At 33.4% G+C, this 18,305-nt stretch carries 14 protein-coding genes; 6 read left to right on the top strand and 8 right to left on the bottom strand.

The annotated features are described in order from the left end of the window. The 4 genes from RH81_RS03825 to gldG are packed head-to-tail and all read left to right on the top strand — an operon-like array spanning nt 1 to nt 3,108. Nucleotides 1-228 (top strand): hypothetical protein, encoded by a 228-nt coding sequence (locus RH81_RS03825; protein WP_033957976.1) that lies wholly within the window; start codon nt 1-3, stop codon nt 226-228. Then, nucleotides 229-957 carry a gliding motility-associated ABC transporter permease subunit GldF gene (gene gldF, locus RH81_RS03820; protein WP_033957973.1) on the top strand — a complete coding sequence of 243 codons (729 nt, stop codon included), beginning with the start codon at nt 229-231 and terminating at the stop codon, nt 955-957. Next, nucleotides 954-1,448, top strand: coding sequence for a hypothetical protein (locus tag RH81_RS03815; protein WP_033957970.1), 495 nt, complete (start codon nt 954-956; stop codon nt 1,446-1,448). The genes gldF and RH81_RS03815 overlap by 4 nt, the downstream gene beginning before the upstream one ends. Continuing rightward, nucleotides 1,435-3,108 (top strand): gliding motility-associated ABC transporter substrate-binding protein GldG, encoded by a 1,674-nt coding sequence (gene gldG / locus RH81_RS03810; RefSeq protein WP_033957967.1) that lies wholly within the window; start codon nt 1,435-1,437, stop codon nt 3,106-3,108. The genes RH81_RS03815 and gldG overlap by 14 nt, the downstream gene beginning before the upstream one ends. A gap of 52 nt (nt 3,109-3,160) precedes the next feature. Here gldG and RH81_RS16345 read toward each other — a convergent pair whose 3' ends face one another. Continuing rightward, nucleotides 3,161-6,079, bottom strand: a complete 2,919-nt coding sequence (locus tag RH81_RS16345; protein ID WP_081988197.1) for a S8 family serine peptidase — start codon at nt 6,077-6,079, stop codon at nt 3,161-3,163. 206 nt (nt 6,080-6,285) lie between these two features. On the opposite strand from RH81_RS16345, the gene dnaN reads away from it, so the two are divergent. After that, a complete protein-coding gene (gene dnaN, locus RH81_RS03800) occupies nt 6,286-7,404 on the top strand; it encodes a DNA polymerase III subunit beta (RefSeq protein WP_033957966.1) in 1,119 nt (372 codons plus the stop codon). A gap of 4 nt (nt 7,405-7,408) precedes the next feature. Beyond that, nucleotides 7,409-7,648 carry a hypothetical protein gene (locus RH81_RS03795; RefSeq protein ID WP_033957965.1) on the top strand — a complete coding sequence of 80 codons (240 nt, stop codon included), beginning with the start codon at nt 7,409-7,411 and terminating at the stop codon, nt 7,646-7,648. A 123-nt stretch (nt 7,649-7,771) separates the two neighbouring features. Here the strand turns inward: RH81_RS03795 and RH81_RS03790 are convergent, their stop codons facing one another. The 7 genes from RH81_RS03790 to RH81_RS16340 form a co-directional block, all read right to left on the bottom strand. After that, on the bottom strand, nt 7,772-7,972 hold the full coding sequence (locus RH81_RS03790) for a YgaP family membrane protein (RefSeq protein WP_033957964.1): 201 nt from the start codon (nt 7,970-7,972) through the stop codon (nt 7,772-7,774). Between the two features lie 30 nt (nt 7,973-8,002). Further along, complete coding sequence (locus tag RH81_RS03785) at nt 8,003-8,308, bottom strand: hypothetical protein (protein ID WP_033958714.1); 306 nt, start codon at nt 8,306-8,308, stop codon at nt 8,003-8,005. 46 nt (nt 8,309-8,354) lie between these two features. Continuing rightward, entirely contained in the window at nt 8,355-11,549 is a 3,195-nt protein-coding gene (locus RH81_RS03780) for an efflux RND transporter permease subunit (RefSeq protein ID WP_033957963.1), read from the bottom strand. A 107-nt stretch (nt 11,550-11,656) separates the two neighbouring features. Continuing rightward, the gene (locus tag RH81_RS03775) at nt 11,657-12,733 is read right to left on the bottom strand and encodes an efflux RND transporter periplasmic adaptor subunit (protein WP_033957962.1); all 1,077 of its coding nucleotides are present in this window, start codon (nt 12,731-12,733) and stop codon (nt 11,657-11,659) included. 8 nt (nt 12,734-12,741) lie between these two features. Continuing rightward, nucleotides 12,742-14,049 carry a TolC family protein gene (locus tag RH81_RS03770; protein WP_033957961.1) on the bottom strand — a complete coding sequence of 436 codons (1,308 nt, stop codon included), beginning with the start codon at nt 14,047-14,049 and terminating at the stop codon, nt 12,742-12,744. A 180-nt stretch (nt 14,050-14,229) separates the two neighbouring features. Further along, entirely contained in the window at nt 14,230-14,568 is a 339-nt protein-coding gene (locus tag RH81_RS03765; protein ID WP_033957960.1) for a DUF4870 domain-containing protein, read from the bottom strand. 67 nt (nt 14,569-14,635) lie between these two features. Then, entirely contained in the window at nt 14,636-18,118 is a 3,483-nt protein-coding gene (locus RH81_RS16340) for an HYR-like domain-containing protein (protein ID WP_052172403.1), read from the bottom strand. Nucleotides 18,119-18,305 lie beyond the last annotated feature (187 nt).

Genomic DNA, 18,305 nt, shown 5'->3' with positions numbered 1-18,305 from the left:
ATGACTGAAGACGAACTAAAAAAGACGTGGAAGAAGACAATTACTCCGTTTATTGTTTTTGTGGTGTTATTGATCGTTTCAGTTCTCTTTAATAGACTTGGAAGTAAAAAACCTACACCTCAAACCGTTAGTCTTTTTGCTTCAGTATATAGCTTAACATTTACTATCTTTTACGCTATTAAAATCATTAAATTCAGACAAACTTTAAAACACCTAAACGAAAATTAAATGATTGCCATTCTTAAAAAAGAAATCAACACATTTTTTGCTTCTCCAATAGGTTATTTGGTGATTGCTGTATTTTTATTGCTTAATGGTTTATTCCTTTGGTTATTTAAAGGCGAATTTAATATTCTCGATAATGGCTTTGCAGATTTGTCAAGCTTCTTTTTATTAACACCTTGGATTCTTGTTTTCTTGGTGCCAGCAGTAACTATGAGAAGTTTTGCTGATGAAAAAAAACAAGGTACTTTAGAATTATTACTCACAAAACCCATTAGTCATTTAAATATTGTTCTTGGTAAATACCTTGGTGCTTTAGTACTTATCATTATTGCATTAGTACCTACCTTATTATATGTATATACAATCTCTAAATTAGGAAATCCTGAAGGAAATCTTGATTTAGGAAGTGTTATGGGTTCGTATTTTGGATTGTTGTTTTTAGTTGCTGCTTATACTGCAATAGGTGTATTTGCTTCTAGCCTTTCAGATAATCAAATTGTGTCATTTATTATAGCTGTATTTATTTGCTTCTTTTTCTATTTCGGATTTGAAGGCTTATCAAACTATAACCTATTTGGAGATGCTTTTTATATTGAAAATTTAGGAATGGAATCACACTTTAAAAGTATGAGCCGAGGTGTTTTAGATACCAGAGATATCATTTACTTTTTAAGCATAACAGCTTTATTTATAACAGGAACAACATTGAATATTAAAAGCGTCAATCAATGATAATTACGGTTCCATTGGTGATTTTAATGTGCGTTGTATTTGCACTTGTTTTTCTATTTGTAAAAACAATAGATAAACGTAAATGGTTGACAGTTTTAGTAAGTTTAGCGATGACACCTTTTATCTATTTTTATGCGCTATATCCTATGATTAATATTTTTAGTAATTACCATCATCAGAAGTATTTCTCATCAGAATTATGGACAGAAAAACCTGCCTTGCGTTATGAGATTTCAGATGATATGTTGACTTCCAAAGTGTTGATTAGAAAAACTAAAACAGAAGTGATTACACTTTTAGGAACCTATGAATGGTTGTCTTGGGATGATACAAAAAAAGACCATAACAACAACAAATGGAATTATGGCTTAGGTATTGAACCTGGTGCCTTCAATACAGAAAAAGAATGCATTGAAATCGTTTTTAAAAATGATAAAGTTGTAACTATAAACCCTTTTAAAGACCTTATAGAATTTGATGATAAAGAATAAGAAACATATCATAGTTGTAGTTGTTACATTGTTAGTAATCATTGTGGTTAATTTGATTTCTAGTCAAGTATATAGCCGCTTTGACTTAACAAAAGACAAACGTTATACACTTTCTGATGCAGCAAAACAAACGATTGAAACTATCGATGCACCAATAATTGTTGATGTGTTTTTAGAAGGAGATTTTCCTTCAGAATTTAGACGACTACGAAATGAAACACAACAGATTCTAGAAGAGTTTTCTGTTTCAAATAGTAATTTAAAGTTCAATTTTATTAACCCTTTAGAAAAGGAAGATACACGAGATCAAAACATTCAGCAACTAGCACAACGCGGTATGCAACCTTTTCAAATTACGATTCAAGAAAGTGGCAAAACGTCACAAGAAGTCGTGATTCCTTGGGCTCTGGCTAGCTATAATGGACAAACGGTTATTGTTCCGTTAATTAAAAATAAAATGGGTGCTTCAGATCAGGAGCTTGTCAATGGTTCCATTCAAAATTTAGAATATGTATTTGCTGAAGCATTTAAAAAGCTAGTTAATCCGAAAGGAAAAAAGATAGCAATTTTACGCGGTAATGAGCAACTTGGTGATGCATATGTTGCAGATTTTCTTCAAAAACTTGGAGCACATTATTTATTGGCACCTTTTACTTTAGATAGTGTAGCTAGTAATCCGCAAAAGACATTAAACGACCTGAAAGGTTTCGACTTGATTATTTCGGCTAAACCAATGGAACCTTTTTCTGAAGAAGAAAAATATGTCCTCGATCAATATACGATGCAAGGAGGAAAAAGTCTTTGGCTCACCGAGGCTATTATAATGGATAAGGATAGCTTGTATAATAATTCTGGAAAAGCTGTTGCCATTATGAAAGATCTTAATCTTAGCGATTTTTTCTTTAAGTATGGTGTTCGAGTAAATCCTGTTATGGTTAACGACCTCTACTCTGCTCCAATTACGTTAGCCATAGGTGAAGGTAGCAATGCTCAGTTTCAACCAGTACAATGGCCATATTCTCCTTTGGCCGCTAATAATCCTAATCATCCAATTACAACTAATATCAATCCTGTACGTTTTGATTTCGCTAGTCAGATTGATACCTTGAAAAATTCAGTAGAAAAGACCATTCTATTAAGAAGTTCAAAACTCACAAAACTTGTTGGTGTTCCTAGCGAAGTTGATTTAGAAATCGTCACTAGTGAACCAGATCCAAAATCGTATTTAAACCCTCATCAATCTTTAGCCGTTTTATTGGAAGGCGAATTTACATCTGTCTATAAAAACAGAGTGAAACCGTTTCAGTTAAATGATGACAAAACCAATAGTATCTCTACAAAAATGATTGTGATTGCTGATGGTGATGTTATTAAAAATGACGTTATTAAAAATAAGCCACAAGAATTAGGGTTTGATCGTATGACTGGTCGAAGATTTGGTAATTCAGAGTTTCTTGAAAATGCAGTGAATTATTTATTGAATGATGACGGATTAATAGACATAAGAACTAAAGACGTTGCGCTTCAGTTTTTAGATCCGCAAAAAATAGAGAAAGAAAAAACCAAATGGCAAATAGTTAATATTGCCTTGCCTTTAGTTCTTTTAGCACTATTTGGATTTGTTTTTAGTTATCTCCGTAAAAGAAAGTATACGTTATAAAAAAAGACCACAATATATGTGGTCTTTTTTTATAATTGAGAAGTAATTACCTTTATTTAATAATAAGCTTCTTTACTCCTATTTGATTCCCACTATTGATCTCTACAAAATATATTCCTGCAGATAAACTAGTAGTATCAACTATTTTTCTATCCTGACTATTAAATGATTTTGAAATTAAAGCTCTTCCATTGATATCATAAATTCCAAGCTTTACATTACTAAATTGATTTTGTAATGTAAATTCGAAGTAATCCTTTGCTGGATTAGGGAATAATTCAAAACCTTCTAGTTTATTATCAGCAATGCTTAAAGGTCCAGCTGTAGAACAAAATTCTATTGCAAAATTGTTTAACGCTCCACCATCATCATTAAATCCATCAACAACTCTTAACGTCCAATTTCCGACAGAATTTTCAGCAATAAAAGGTGTCAATAAATTTTGACCTTTCAATATACCAGTTACAGCAGGTGTGTCATCAGCACATTCAAAAACAATTCCACTATCATCAAAAATTACATCAATATTATTAGCTTCACCACAAACACCATCCATTAGTATAACTTCTGTTCCAGAAGGACTAATTAGGCTAATCGTTAAATCTCCTAACCATGTGTGATTTAAATTCACAGTTACATTGATATCTCCTATTAAAACATCATCAGCAGCTGGAATAGTAATTACCGATTGAATTTCATTAGGTATAAGGCTAATCGCTAAAGGTGTATCTTGAGCAGTAACTACATTAGAGCAACTGACGCTTTCTGTAGTAAATGATGCATCAGTAAAATTACCTTCAACACATTCTGATAAAGGCTTTACTCTCCAGAAATAAACGATATTACTATCTAAGCCAGGAACACCAACATTAGTTTCAGTAGTTGTTGTTTCAAAAACAATTGTTGAAAAATCAGATGTAGAAGACACTTCAACTAAATATTCTAATGCATTTGCAACCGTATCCCAATTTAATGTAGGGAATATAAATACTTCTGTTTCTCCATTGTTAGGATAATCTAAAACTGGGTTAGTTAAAGGATCTGCACCAATTACTTCTAATTCCATATCAGTTTCTTTTATTAACGAAGAACCTGAAGCAATAACTGTAAAAGGAAATATTCCAGCACCAATTGAATTTAAATTTGATATTTCAAGAATAAAATCTTCATCTGTAGTAATTACTGATGGAGTAAACGTAGCTACAGCACCAGCTGGTAATCCGCTTACAGATAAAGTTGTTGGTCCTATATAAGTATCACTTGACTCATAGTTAAACTCAAATAGAGCCACTTGATCAGCACATGATTCTTTTCTGATGTTATCAGGTGTGTATGTAAAATCAGATTCAGAAATACCAGTAGCAATAAGAGAATAATCTTGCATACCGTTTAATAAATTTCCTTGGTGAGTAACTCTTATAATATAGTCTCCAGATGGAACATCAACCTCTACTTTTTCAACATTATCAGTGTCATTGGTTGTAAACCTAATAGCTGGAGAAGAGTTTAAACCTGGAATAAGTCTCCATGGGTAAAATAAATTTCCGCCTTGGTCTTCTAAAACTAAATCTAAGTCATTAACTAAACGAGGAGTTGTATCATCTTCAGCACCACTAGCATTTCCGGGAGGATCAGTCCATGCAATAGTTACAATTAAAGGGTCAACACCATTTGAAGTCACTGTTTTAGTGTACGTTCCTGAATTTGCTAATGAATTCTCGTAAACTAATGACTCAAAATCTTCATCAAGTAATGCTTGAGCAGCAGCTTCTGCATTAAGTAAACCCCAACCAAATCTAGCATCTGGTCCTGGATCTGTACCTGCTTCTAAAGCAGTTTGTATAACTAAGCCTTTTAATGTAGCAGACTTCATAAAGTTACCATGAATATCACTATATAATTCTTGTAATAAAGCTAAAGTTCCTGTTACACTTGGAGCAGCCATAGATGTACCACTCATAGAACCATAAGAATCATTATTATTTGCAAGAGAAGAATAAGTATTTACGCCTTTGGCAGAAATATCTGGCTTTACTCTACCATCATCAGATGGTCCCCAACTACTAAAGTTTGACATAACCACACTTGCTGGTCCAGTATAATTGTTTACAGTATTTACTGCTGCAACTACGATATTATTTTTCGCATTTTTGTCTCCTGTTAAAAGATCATAACCATTGTCGGAAGTATTAACACCTGAATTTCTATCATTACCTGCAGAATACACTGGCATATAATAAGGTGTATTATAAAGTAGTTGATCTAAAGATCTAGCTCCATTAGTATAACTTCCTAAAAATGGAATTGTTACATTTCCAGCTGGAATACCATAAGAATGATTAGATAAAATAAGTCCTGCTGCAGCTTGAGGTGTCATTTCACCCATAGCATTATCAAAATCATTAGCAAGTAAGGTTGCTTTTGGCGCCATACCTTTTGCTGCTGAGTCTGGAATTCCTGAACCAATCATAGTTCCAGACACGTGAGTTGCATGATTACTAAGTCCAGTTGCACCATCAATTTGTTGTACTCTACCTCCAAGCATTTCATGAGTAGGTAAAACTAATCCACCATCCCAAATACCAAGAACAATACCTTCACCTTCAACTTCAAGATCTAAAGGACTTGGACCAGGATACAATTTGTTTGCTCCTACTGTCCTTGCTGCTCCTTGGTTTGTTGTAGACGTATACAATAATGAACCATCAGCTAAAACTTTATGTAATACGGCTATTCCTCCATTTTCTCTTTCAATAAACACCGGAATATTATTTACAGCAGCATATGCTTTAGCCGCTTCGAAATCTTCTTTAAATGTTCTAGAATATTCTAAAGCTAATTGTGCTAATAACTCTTGATCATAAGTTTCTGCAATAGCCCTTTTTTGATCTGGAGTTTGTCCAAACAAACTAAAAGACATGCATAAACATATCGTAAGTACAAGTTGTACTTTAAACGTACTTTTTTTCATAAATTCAATTTTTTTTTAAAAATAAATCATTTAATACGAATAAACTAACAAGTGTTAATTTAATGCACTATATCTAAGATTAGAAACAGTATTAAATGCTTTAAATAAAATTAATGATGAAGTGTTAATAAAATTATATAAATAAGGCTTAAGATTATCAGTTTAATGAAATATATTTGTTGTTCAATTCTATTATATAAATACACATGAAATTTATAGTATCAAGTACATATTTATTGAAACAATTACAGGTATTAGGTGGTGTCATTAATAATTCTAATACACTTCCTATTTTAGATAATTTTCTTTTTGAATTGAAAGATTCAAAACTTACAGTTTCTGCTAGTGATCTCGAAACCACTATGTCATCTACTTTAGATGTTGAAAGTGATGAAGATGGAAGTATTGCATTACCTGCACGTTTGCTGTTAGATACGTTAAAAACGTTTCCTGAGCAACCTTTAACTTTTGTCGTTGAAGAAAACAACACTGTTGAAATTAGTTCAAATCATGGTAAGTATGCTTTAGCATATGCTGATGGTAAAGAATTTCCTAAAGCTGTAGAACTTGATAATCCAAGTACTACTGCTATTGCAGGCGATATTTTAGCAACTGCAATTAGCAAAACTATATTTGCAGCTGGAAATGACGATTTACGCCCAGTAATGAGTGGAGTGTTTTTTCAATTTTCTACTGAAGGTTTAACTTTTGTTGCTACTGATGCACATAAATTGGTAAAATATACTCGTGAAGATGTAAAAGCAGATCAGGTAGCTGAATTTATTATGCCTAAAAAGCCTTTAAATCTTTTAAAAGGAATTTTAGCAACGAGTGATGATGCTTTAACTATTGAATATAACGATTCTAATGCAAAATTCACTTTTGAGAATTCAATCTTAGTTTGTCGTTTAATTGATGGAAAATATCCAAATTACGAAGCTGTAATTCCTAAAGAGAACCCGAATAAACTTACTATAGACAGAACTCAATTTTTAAACTCTGTTCGTCGTGTGAGTATATTTTCAAATAAAACAACACATCAAATCCGTTTAAAAATTGCTGGATCAGAATTAAACATTTCTGCTGAAGACATTGATTACTCAAATAAAGCTGAAGAACGTTTAACTTGTGATTATCAAGGTGATGATATGCAAATAGGTTTCAACTCTCGTTTTTTAACAGAAATGCTAAATAACCTAAGTGCCGATCAAGTTCAATTAGAGATGAGCTTACCAAATAGAGCTGGAATCTTAACTCCTATTGATGGCTTAGATGAAGGTGAGCAAGTTACAATGTTGGTAATGCCAGTAATGCTGAATAGTTAATTCAGTGTTTAAAAAAATTCTAGGTGTTTTCTTTTTTCTATTTGGCATTTTATGCGTTTTAAGCGCCATTGGAAATGTTTTAAGCCTAGTTATAGGACGAAGAGGTGGAAGTACCATTGAGACTGCTGAAATAATAACAGCAATTGTATTAACAGTAGTATTTGGATTCCTTTTTTTTAAATATGCCTTGAAATGGACTTCTAAACAAACTCCAAAAGAAGAAATTGAGGATATAGGCAAATAATTATTTTGCTATTTAGATATCTAATACATAAAATAAAAAACGCGCACCTTATTAAGTGCGCGTTTTTTATTTTCTTCAATTTCGTTTATAACTATGAAATAAATGGTTGCTCTATTTATCAATCTAGCAGGAAGCTCCTTCTTTTTTAATACCCAGTTTTTGTAAAATAGTCTCCAACAAACACCATTTTGTAAAAGCCGATTGTATAAGGTTAACACCAATAAATATGGTGAACCACATCCAATATTGGCTTACATAAACAGTTAATACTACACTTAACAATACCATTACTCCTACTATAACTCTAAAATATGTATTTAGCATTTTAATTAATTTTAAGATTAAACGTCTTCTTTATATATACTTTTCGATAGGAACCACAATCGCTTTTATAGGATTGTTGGTTTCTATGTTTGAATTAAATTCTTTTATTAAATTGAATAAATCATCAATATGCTCATCTTCTGTAAAAGAGAAAAAGAGCCTAGATTCATTACCTGACTTTTCTACAGAGAACCAGTTTGAAGCCGTCAGTAATGAGGATTCATTCTTATAACCTACAATTTCTGAGCTACTGAAATTTTTGATATTTGCTTTTTTGAAGAGTTTCAATACCTCTTTATTAAATTCTTCTACTGCTGTTACTATGACTAATTTCATATTATTAGCTTTTGATATGTCATTCTGAATTTGTTTCAGAATCTCTTTATTTATAATTTTTCTTCTCAATCATATAATACACAAGTGGTACAACTAATAATGTCAACACGGTTGAAACAATAGTTCCTCCCATTAGCGAAATTGCTAACCCTTGAAAAATTGGATCAAACAGGATTACAAATGCGCCAATAACAACCGTTCCTGCCGTTAATAAAATTGGTGTCGTTCTAACTGCTCCTGCTTCAATTGCTGCTTGTTTTAATGGCACACCTTCAGCTGTTCTTAAATTGATAAAGTCAATCAGCAATACCGAATTTCGAACCATGATTCCCGCCAAAGCAATCATACCTATAAATGATGTTGCAGTGAAAAATGCTCCCATTATCCAATGTCCTAGAATAATTCCTATTAAGGATAATGGAATGGCAACCATCATTACAATTGGTGCTTTAAAGTTTTGAAACCAGCCAACAATCAAAATGTAAATAAGGATGATAGCTCCTAAAAAGGCAATTCCTAAATCTCTAAATACTTCTAGAGTAATTTGCCATTCTCCATCCCATTTTACGGTATAATCGTCTTCAAAATCTGGCTGACCCAAATACATTTCGTTAATCTCATAGCCTTTTGGTAAGGGTATTTCTTTCAACTTTTCTTCCATTCCTAAAATAGCATAAGCAGGACTCTCTAATTCTCCAGCCATATCTGCCATTACATAAACCACACGTTTTTGGTTCTTACGGAAAATACTTTTTGCAGCTGTTGTTTGTTTAATTTCTACCAAATCTGCAATTGGGATCATGTTCCCTTGTTTCGACTTGACTTTTAATTGTGAAATATCATTAATTGTAGATTTCTCCATTTCATCTAAAGCCAATACCAACCCAACTTGAATAACCGCATCTTCATCATATAGATTCGTGATTGCTCTATTGGATAAAGCCATATTCATGGTATACGCTATTTGCTGTGGTGCAACACCATACAACATCGCTTTTTCTTTGTTTATGTCGAATTGATATTCGGTTTGATCTGCTTCTACCATCCAATCAATATCAACCACATCATCTGTGTTTTTCAATATGTTTTTAACACTATTCGCTACTTTAATTTGTTCGTCATAATCTGGTCCATAAACTTCAGCGACAATAGTTGACAATACTGGTGGTCCTGGTGGAACTTCTACCAATTTTACATTCGCATTGTATTTTGAAGCAATTTTCTGGATCTCTGGACGCAATAGTTTAGCGATATCATGACTTTGTGCAGAACGCTCTCCTTTATCAATTAAATTAACTTGAATATCTGCCATATTGCTTCCACCACGCAAATCGTAATGACGCACCAAACCATTAAAAGTTATTGGTGCAGATGTCCCAATATAATTCTGATAATTTACCACTTCTGGTCGTGTAGATAGATATTGTGCAATTTCTTGTGTTACAACTCCAGTGCGCTCCAAGGTTGTGCCTTCTGGCATATCTATGACAATCTGAAATTCATTCTTATTATCAAATGGCAACATTTTTACAGCTACAGAATTGGTAAAAAACAAGACCATTGTTCCCAATAAGACTACAAAAGTCCCCAATAAAAATAACCACCGTTTTCTTTTGCTTTCTAATAAAGGACGTTCAAATTTGTTGTAAATTTTATATATGAAAGTTTCTTCTAATGGTTTTTCAACTTTTTCAATTTTCCCTTTCTTATCTTTTTCCTTTAGGAAAATATAACCTAAATATGGTGTAATTGTCAAGGCTACAAACAATGACAAAATCATTGCAATAGAAGCTCCTATTGGCATTGGTGCCATATATGGCCCCATTAATCCAGAAACAAAAGCCATTGGTAAAACAGACGCAATTACTGTAAATGTGGCCAAAATGGTTGGATTACCAACTTCGTTAATTGCATATAAAGCTGCTTGTTTAAATGGCAGACGTTTCATTTTAAAATGCCTATGCATATTTTCGGCAATAATAATGGAGTCATCAACGACGATTCCTGTTACAAATACTAAAGCGAAAAGCGTGATTCGGTTTAATGTGTAATCGAGCATATAATAACTTAACAAAGTCAATGCAAATGTAATTGGAACTGATAAAAACACGACCAATCCTCCACGCCAACCCATTGCTAACATCACAACAATAGTTACTGCAAATATAGATCCTATAAGGTGCAACAGTAATTCTGACACCTTATGTGATGCTGTTTCACCATAGTTTCTGGTAACTTCCACATGAACATCATCTGGAATTAAAGTGGCACGTAAGTGATTCACTTTTTCAATAATGACTTCCGCTATTTTCATAGCATCTGCACCTTTTCGTTTCGCTATGGAAATGGTTACTGCAGGATATTCCGATTTGAAATCTGACGCTTTCTCACTGCCATGTCCAAAACCTAAACTCACATAATTTTGAGGCACTTCAGGTCCATCAATAATGTTAGCAACTTGCTTCAGATAAATAGGCTGACTTTGTTGCACACCAACTACTAAGTTTTCAACGTCAGTAACAGATTCCAAAAATTTTCCAGTATTTACAAGGAATTCACTGTCGTTCTTATCAAAACTCCCGGAGACTAATTGTGAATTATTTGCCTTAATCATTTCAGAAACCGACAAGAAATCCAAGCCGCTTGCTGCTAATTTGTCTTTATCTAATACGACACGTAATTGGCGGTTCCTTCCTCCTATTTTATGTGTAATAGCAACATCATTTATCTTCTTAATTTCGGACTCTAATTCTTGAGCTATTTGACTCAATTGATAATCGTCATAAGTTTCACTCCAAAGCGTTAATCCTAGCATTGGCACATCATCAATTGCGCGAGTTTTAACTAACGGAAACGTTACGCCTTGAGGCATTTGATCCATGTGTTTGTTAATCTCGTTATATAATTTCACAAACGAACGCTCAATATCTTCGCCAACATAAAACTGCACGATAACCATACCTTGCTCTTTCATTGACGTAGAGTACACATATTCTACACCTTTAATATTCGAAATTAATTGTTCTAATGGCTTTATCACTCGCGATTCTACTTCAGTAGGGCTTGCTCCAGGATAACCAACAAAAATATCTGCCATAGGCACATCAATTTGTGGTTCTTCTTCACGAGGAATCAAAAATGAACTATATACACCAACTACCATAAACACAATCATTAAAAGCACTGTAAGCTTTGATTGCATAAAGACTTTGGCAATTTTTCCTGCGATACCTTCTTTCATTTTATTTTTTTTTGAGCGTTTTAACAGGCTATTCGTTTCAATCTTTCTTTGCCATAAATGGTAACAAAAAAAGGATTTTCACTTCTATCCTTAACGTAACTTATTTGTTATTGAATCGTAATTTTAGCTCCATTATAGAGTTTCCCATCAGCAGAAACGATATACGATTCATTTGCATTTAAACCTGATAATACTTGAACTTGATTTCCATAAGATCTGCCTAAACGCAACCATCGTAAAATGGCAGTATTACTCTGACTTACTGTGTAAACTCCAGATAATTGACCGTTAGTTACAATTGCTTCTGTTGGAATTAATGTGATTTCAGATTTTCCTTTTCGCATTACTGGAAACTGTACTGTTGTGAACATTCCCGACAAAATATTGGCATTTGTTTTATCCAAGTCTATTTTTACTAAATATTGTCCTCCCGTGTTTTTTGCTGAGATACTTACTTCTGCAACTTCTCCTTGTATCGCTTTGTTAATAGATTTCACTAATACACTTACTGAAGTTCCTTTAATAATTTCTAAAATTTCAGTTTCCGGTACCATTGCCATAACTTCAAAATCTCCTGGAGTTTCTATGCTAATCAATGGAATTCCTGGATTAGCCATGTTTCCTGCCTTAACATTTTTACTTGTAATTGTTCCGCTAAATGGTGCAGTGATATTGCTATAAGCAAATTGTGCACTTACTTCGTTTTTCATTTGATTTGCAGATTCTAAGCGAGCCTTAGCCATTTCAAAATTAGCAGTCATATCATCCATTTCTTTTTGTGAAGCACTATTATCTGCTAACAAATTTTTAAAACGGTTGTAATCTTTTTGTGCATTATTAAAAGCAGCAGTAGCTTCCGTTATACCTGCATTTACTTGTGCTCTTTTCGCTTGTAAATCAGTATTATTAATAGACACTAATAATTGTCCTTTCTGCACTTTATCACCAACATTTACGTGAACATTATTTACGTAACCCATCATCCTTGTGCTTAAATCAGCACTATTGGTTGCTTGAATTTTACCACTAACACTTAAAAACGGACTATTCCCATTTGTTTCCACTTGATTCACTTTTACGCCAATTGCGGGAGAATTATCTTCTATGGACTTTTTATCTTCACTACCACAACTCGCTAATAAAAAAGCTGCAGAAATGATTATGATTGTATATATATATTTCATTTCAAAAATTATTCTTTAGTTAAAAATTGTAAATATGCTTGTGTGTAATTGTATTCGAATATTGTTTGATAGTATTCCAATTGCTTTTGGGCATATTGTGTTTCTGCCAGCAATAAATCCGACGTTTTCTCTAATCCTTCTTTAAACCTATTTGTTCGTATTCTTAGAGATTCTTCCGATTGTTGTAATCCTAAAGTGGTTAAGGTCAGTTTATTTTCAGCATCTAAAAAGGCACGCTTTGCCTTATTTAATTCCAAATTACTTTTCGAAACATATTGTTTGTATTCCAATTTAGATTTCTCAAATTCCGCATTACTTTTTTGAACTTTTCCAAAACGTTTAGAGCCTTGAAAAATGTCCCAACTTAGTTGCGCTCCAAATAGATAACCATTGGCACCTCCTTGAAAAGCTTGACTGTCGTACAATTCATAACTTCCAAAGGCATTTAATTTTGGTAAAAATGCCATTTTATCAGCTCTATTCATCGCTTTATAAGCATCTGAAGCAAATTGCATAGCCTTAATATCTGAGCGGTTTTCAGAAATCATTTTATCTTCAATAGCAAATGTTGAAACCGTTAAGCTATCTGTTGGTGTATAGACCACATAAGATTCATCATTCATTAAAAAAGACAAGTAATTAGAAGCGTTTAGGATATTACTTTTAGCCGATTGTAATTGGTTTTGAACTTCGGTTACATGTACTTCAACATTCAACACATCTGCACGTTGTAAATATCCTTGTTTAAAAATATTATCTGCTAGCTTTTTATTTGAATTTGCAGCTTTCAAGGCTTTTTCTAAAACATCAACTGCCTTATATGCCAATTGCAATTGCATGTATGCTTTTTCAACTTCAAATACTAAATAATCTTGAGTACGTTCCGTTTTTAAAGACATGGCTTGCATTTTAGACTTCGCTGCTTTCCGTTGGTGTATACCATCTAAATTGATTAATGGTTGTAATATTTCAAGTTTTGTAGCAAAATTTTCAATCTGCGAAGGATTGTTTAATAACGCAGGATTAAAATCATTCTGTGTTAAAATTTCTTGATTTAATTTAGACCCAAAAGCCATTAATGGGTTTGTAGTTGCCATTGCTGTATGACTTGCTGTGATATTTGGTAAGAACACAGCATTCGTTTGTCTATAATCTGCTTTGGCTTGATTAAATTCTTCTTTAGAAATTTTAATGCTAGTATTGTTTTCAGAGACTTTAGATAGGACTTCTGTTTTTGTAATTGGTAATACTTCCTGTGCTTGCACTGATAAAGTGAAAACCAAAAGAAATAGTGGAATATAAATATGTGCTTTCATTTAAACTTTTAATTTACTTATACAAAAGTACGTTCAGGATAAATGGAAGTCTGTAACCTATGTTACTAACCTTGTAACTTATGTTACCAAAAAGGAATAAGAGTTTTAGATACTAATTAAACAGAAAAAACGCGCACTTAATTAAGTGCGCGTTCTTATTTACCTCTTTATAAAATATAACTAACTAATAAAATTAAGAGATAAAGGATATCTTGGTGTTTTTCCGTGACTTGCTCTAATTGCATTTATAATTGGATATATAAATGATAAAACACATAAAATAAATAGACCTAAAATGCCTAATCCTAATGCCAATATTAAGGGTATACATATTATGCTATAAATAAGCATACTTAATTGAAAGTTCAAAATATGTTTGCCTTGTTCGTCCATTGCATACACATTATCTTTTTGAGTGAGCCAAATAACTAATGGCACTAACAATCCGCCAAAACCTGTTATAAAGGTTAGTAATTGGCTTAAATGTGTTAAAACTATAAGTTGATTATCCTGTCTCATGATTAAGTGATTGTTTTGATTGATTACCTATTGGACGCAGAATAATAAAAAATGTTACAAAGTCTTTTTATCTAATTATTAATTTCTTTATTGTGGTTTTAGATCCTGAAATTATTTTAACCATATAGAGTCCAGATTTCAAATCGAATTCAATGCGATTTTTATTGACAATACGTCTTGTTAATACTTTTTGACCAGCTAAATTAAAGACTTCCATATGACTGTCGTCTTTTAACCCTTTAATATAAATATAGTTTTCTGTGGGATTAGGAAATATTACAATGTCCTTTTCAAAAACTTCTGAAATGTGTAATGTGCCTTCTATAGTAAATGTTGATATAGCTATAGACATGTTGTCACAAGCATCAGTCAACTCAAAAGTAACTACTACTGCATCTGGACATGACACAGTTGCTGGAGCATTATGAATGACTATTGGTGTACTACAATTATCTGTTCCTGAAAAACTATCTAACCAAGTTTCATAAGCTGCTTGATAATCAATGCCGCAATTTACTGTAAGATTACTAGGTAAAGTATCCCAAATTGGACTTGTAGTATCTTCAACTGTTATGGTTTGAACGTGAATTGCTATATTATCGCATTCGTCAGTTGCTGTCCAAGTTCTTGTAATTGTGTATTCTCCAGCGCATAATCCTGAAGTTTCGCTTTCATCATATGTAACGATAGCTGTTCCGCAAGTATCTGAAGCTGTTAATGTTTCTTCTGTTGGAATGTTATCACATTCTGCTGTTGTATTTGCTGGTAAGGTTTCATTAAACGTTGGATCACCATTATCTTCAACTGTTATGGTTTGAACGTGAACTGCTGTGTTATCACATTGGTCAGTTGCTGTCCAAGTTCTTGTAATGGTGTATTCTCCAGCGCATAATCCTGAAGTTTCGCTTTCATCAAATGTAACGATAGCTGTTCCGCAAGTATCTGAAGCTGTTAATATTTCTTCTGTTGGAATGTTATCACATTCTGCTGTTGTGCTTGCTGGTAAAGCTTCATTGAATGTTGGATCACCATTATCTTCAACTGCAATAGTTTGAACGTGAATTGCTGTGTTATCGCAATCGTCAGTTGCTGTCCAAGTTCTTGTAATTGTGTATTCTCCAGAACATGTTCCTGGTGTTGTCTCTTCATCAAATGTAACGATAGCAGTTCCGCAAGTATCTGTTGCAGTCAATGTTTCTTCAGTTGGAATGTTATCACATTCTGCAGTTGTATTTGCTGGTAAGGTTTCGTTAAACGTTGGATCACCATTATCTTCAACTGTTATGGTTTGAACGTGAACTGCTGTGTTATCACAGTCGTCAGTTGCAGTCCAAGTTCTTGTAATTGTGTATTCTCCAGTGCATAATCCTGGAGTTGTGCTTTCATCAAATGTAACGATAGTTGTTCCGCAAGTATCTGTTGCAGTAAGCGTTTCTTCTGTTGGAATGTTATCACATTCTGCTGTCGTATTTGCTGGTAAGGTTTCATTGAATGTTGGATCACCATTATCTTCAACTGTTATGGTTTGGATGTGAACTGCTGTATTATCACAGTCGTCAGTTGCTGTCCAAGTTCTTGTAATCGTGTATTCTCCAGAACATGATCCTGGTATTGTGCTTTCATCAAATGTAACGATTGCTGTTCCGCACGTATCTGACGCAGTTAGCGTTTCTTCAGTTGGAATGTTATCACATTCTGCTGTTGTGCTTGCTGGTAAAGCTTCATTGAATGTTGGATCATCATTATCCTCAATCGTAAATGTAGCTTGCTTAGTGATTTCATTTCCACAGTCATTAGTTAAGGTAAACGTAACTGTTTCTGAAGCAGAAGAACCACATGTTATAGTTAGTCCTGAGTTATTATTTGTAAGCGTCGCGTTTCCACATAAAACAGTTCCAGAAAAACTAGCTAACCAATTATTAAATTCATCAGTCGGATTCGTAATAGCATCACACTGTAAAGTTAAATCGGTTGGTTCGTCAGTCCATGTTGGACCTTCAAAAGAAATTTTAAATAGAGTGCCATCAAAAATATTCACATAATATATAAAACCATCCAAAGGGTTTTGCATCATATGTACAATTCCATCGCCAAAATTTATTGGCGCTAATTCTGAAATATCGCTTATCCAATTTAACGATCCATCTGTGAGCGTTGCTACATTAATCCAGTTTCTGACGTAATCTGTAAACAAATATTTACCATTCATACTACTACCCATTGCATCACCTTGAATATAAATTCCAGCAATTGCCGTATTTCCTCTAAACTCAATTCCTGTTGTTGGAGACCCAGATGCTCCTACTCTTGGGTTTGTAGCTGTTGTTCCACTAAACCAAGGTACTCTAGCTTCATTACTACCACCATGTCGCCAAGCTACTTCTGGTCGATCATGTACAAAACGTCTTAATGCTGGATCAGTATTATCTATAAAATCTGTTGGTTGCGGACAATTGTCAACAAAAAGCACATTGCCTTCATCGGGATTTGTTGTACCACTATTATAGTAACCATTGTGTTGTGTTAAACCTTCATATAAAGGCCATCCTCCATTTAGACCTCCTTTATCAAAAATGTGTAAATCTTCCCAAGTTCCCCAACCTACATCAGCAATTTGAATAATACCTGGATTTCCATCAGTTGGATTGGTACTTCCACTTCCTTGTTGAATTGACATTCTAAATGGATGACGTAAACCCATTGCCCACATCCTTGATTCTGGTAAACGCGGATTAGATGCATTATAATGCGGATTTGAAGGAATTCCATCTCCAGTCGCAGGATCTAAACGCAATACTTTTCCACAAAGCGAGGTTGTCATTTGAGCTCTAAATGCGCCTACATTTTCTTCAGTACGCATAATGCCATCGTTAATAGCTTGTTGCCAATATGTTTCGCCAGCACTTCCAGTGTCTGTTGAAGAATAACTAGCATTATCTCCAGTTGAAACCAATAAGGTTCCATCGGTTGCAAAAATGACTGTTCCACCAGCATGAGATTCGTGTGTTAAAGGTACTCCTGTAGAAACAGATTCACCAACAAGAACAGCTCGAGAATTATAATCAGTAGTTAATGGATCACTTCCAATATTAATTTGGTATCGAGTTACTCGACTGATAGAAGCTTCAAAATAATCATTATCGTTAGGATCATAACTAGGAGTTCCAAAATTCATAAGATGCTCTCTATCTACCATATAGTACATATATACTAAACCATTAGTATCAAAATTTGGGTCTAGACAAAAACTAGCAAAACCAAAATCTCTCCAATCTCCAACTTCATCAGAAATATCGAGAATAGGAGAAGCTTGTCTTGTGTATTGGGATCCATCCCAATTGGACACATAAACATGACCTCTTTTTTCCCAAACGAACATTTTTGTTCCGTCAGCATTAAAAACAACACCCATTATAGTATTGTAATTATCTTGAACTTCAGATGCTGTATATCCTAAAGGTAATTGTCCAAAAGCGTTAGAAAAAAATAGAAGAAAAAGACTAATAGAACATAGAGTCTTTAAATTTAGAATACGATTATAGCAAAACATAACTGATACTTTAGTTTGGTTGAATACAAATTTTGCTAGAAATCAAAATAAAGATAAGGCGATAACTTCAAATAATAAAATAATTTACTCAAATGGATAATAAAATCGATAATTGGGTAATTATTAAAGGATTAAGTTTTTATAGGACAATCTTGAACATAAAAAAGGAACGAATTATAAATGCGTC

The organism is Psychroserpens jangbogonensis (genome assembly GCF_000797465.1).
GTDB lineage: Bacteria > Bacteroidota > Bacteroidia > Flavobacteriales > Flavobacteriaceae > Psychroserpens > Psychroserpens jangbogonensis.
Note: the sequence above shows the minus strand (reverse complement) of the source record. Positions and strands in the feature narration are given on the sequence as shown.

Bases quoted from the DNA above. Each gene is read 5' to 3' on its own strand.
- RH81_RS16345 (WP_081988197.1), bottom strand. From the start codon at position 6,079: ATGAAAAAAAGTACGTTTAAAGTACAACTTGTACTTACGATATGTTTA.
- RH81_RS03780 (WP_033957963.1), bottom strand. From the start codon at position 11,549: ATGAAAGAAGGTATCGCAGGAAAAATTGCCAAAGTCTTTATGCAATCA.
- dnaN (WP_033957966.1), top strand. From the start codon at position 6,286: ATGAAATTTATAGTATCAAGTACATATTTATTGAAACAATTACAGGTA.
- RH81_RS03775 (WP_033957962.1), bottom strand. From the start codon at position 12,733: ATGAAATATATATATACAATCATAATCATTTCTGCAGCTTTTTTATTA.
- gldF (WP_033957973.1), top strand. From the start codon at position 229: ATGATTGCCATTCTTAAAAAAGAAATCAACACATTTTTTGCTTCTCCA.
- RH81_RS03825 (WP_033957976.1), top strand. From the start codon at position 1: ATGACTGAAGACGAACTAAAAAAGACGTGGAAGAAGACAATTACTCCG.
- RH81_RS16340 (WP_052172403.1), bottom strand. From the start codon at position 18,118: ATGTTTTGCTATAATCGTATTCTAAATTTAAAGACTCTATGTTCTATT.
- gldG (WP_033957967.1), top strand. From the start codon at position 1,435: ATGATAAAGAATAAGAAACATATCATAGTTGTAGTTGTTACATTGTTA.
- RH81_RS03765 (WP_033957960.1), bottom strand. From the start codon at position 14,568: ATGAGACAGGATAATCAACTTATAGTTTTAACACATTTAAGCCAATTA.
- RH81_RS03815 (WP_033957970.1), top strand. From the start codon at position 954: ATGATAATTACGGTTCCATTGGTGATTTTAATGTGCGTTGTATTTGCA.
- RH81_RS03790 (WP_033957964.1), bottom strand. From the start codon at position 7,972: ATGCTAAATACATATTTTAGAGTTATAGTAGGAGTAATGGTATTGTTA.
- RH81_RS03770 (WP_033957961.1), bottom strand. From the start codon at position 14,049: ATGAAAGCACATATTTATATTCCACTATTTCTTTTGGTTTTCACTTTA.
- RH81_RS03785 (WP_033958714.1), bottom strand. From the start codon at position 8,308: ATGAAATTAGTCATAGTAACAGCAGTAGAAGAATTTAATAAAGAGGTA.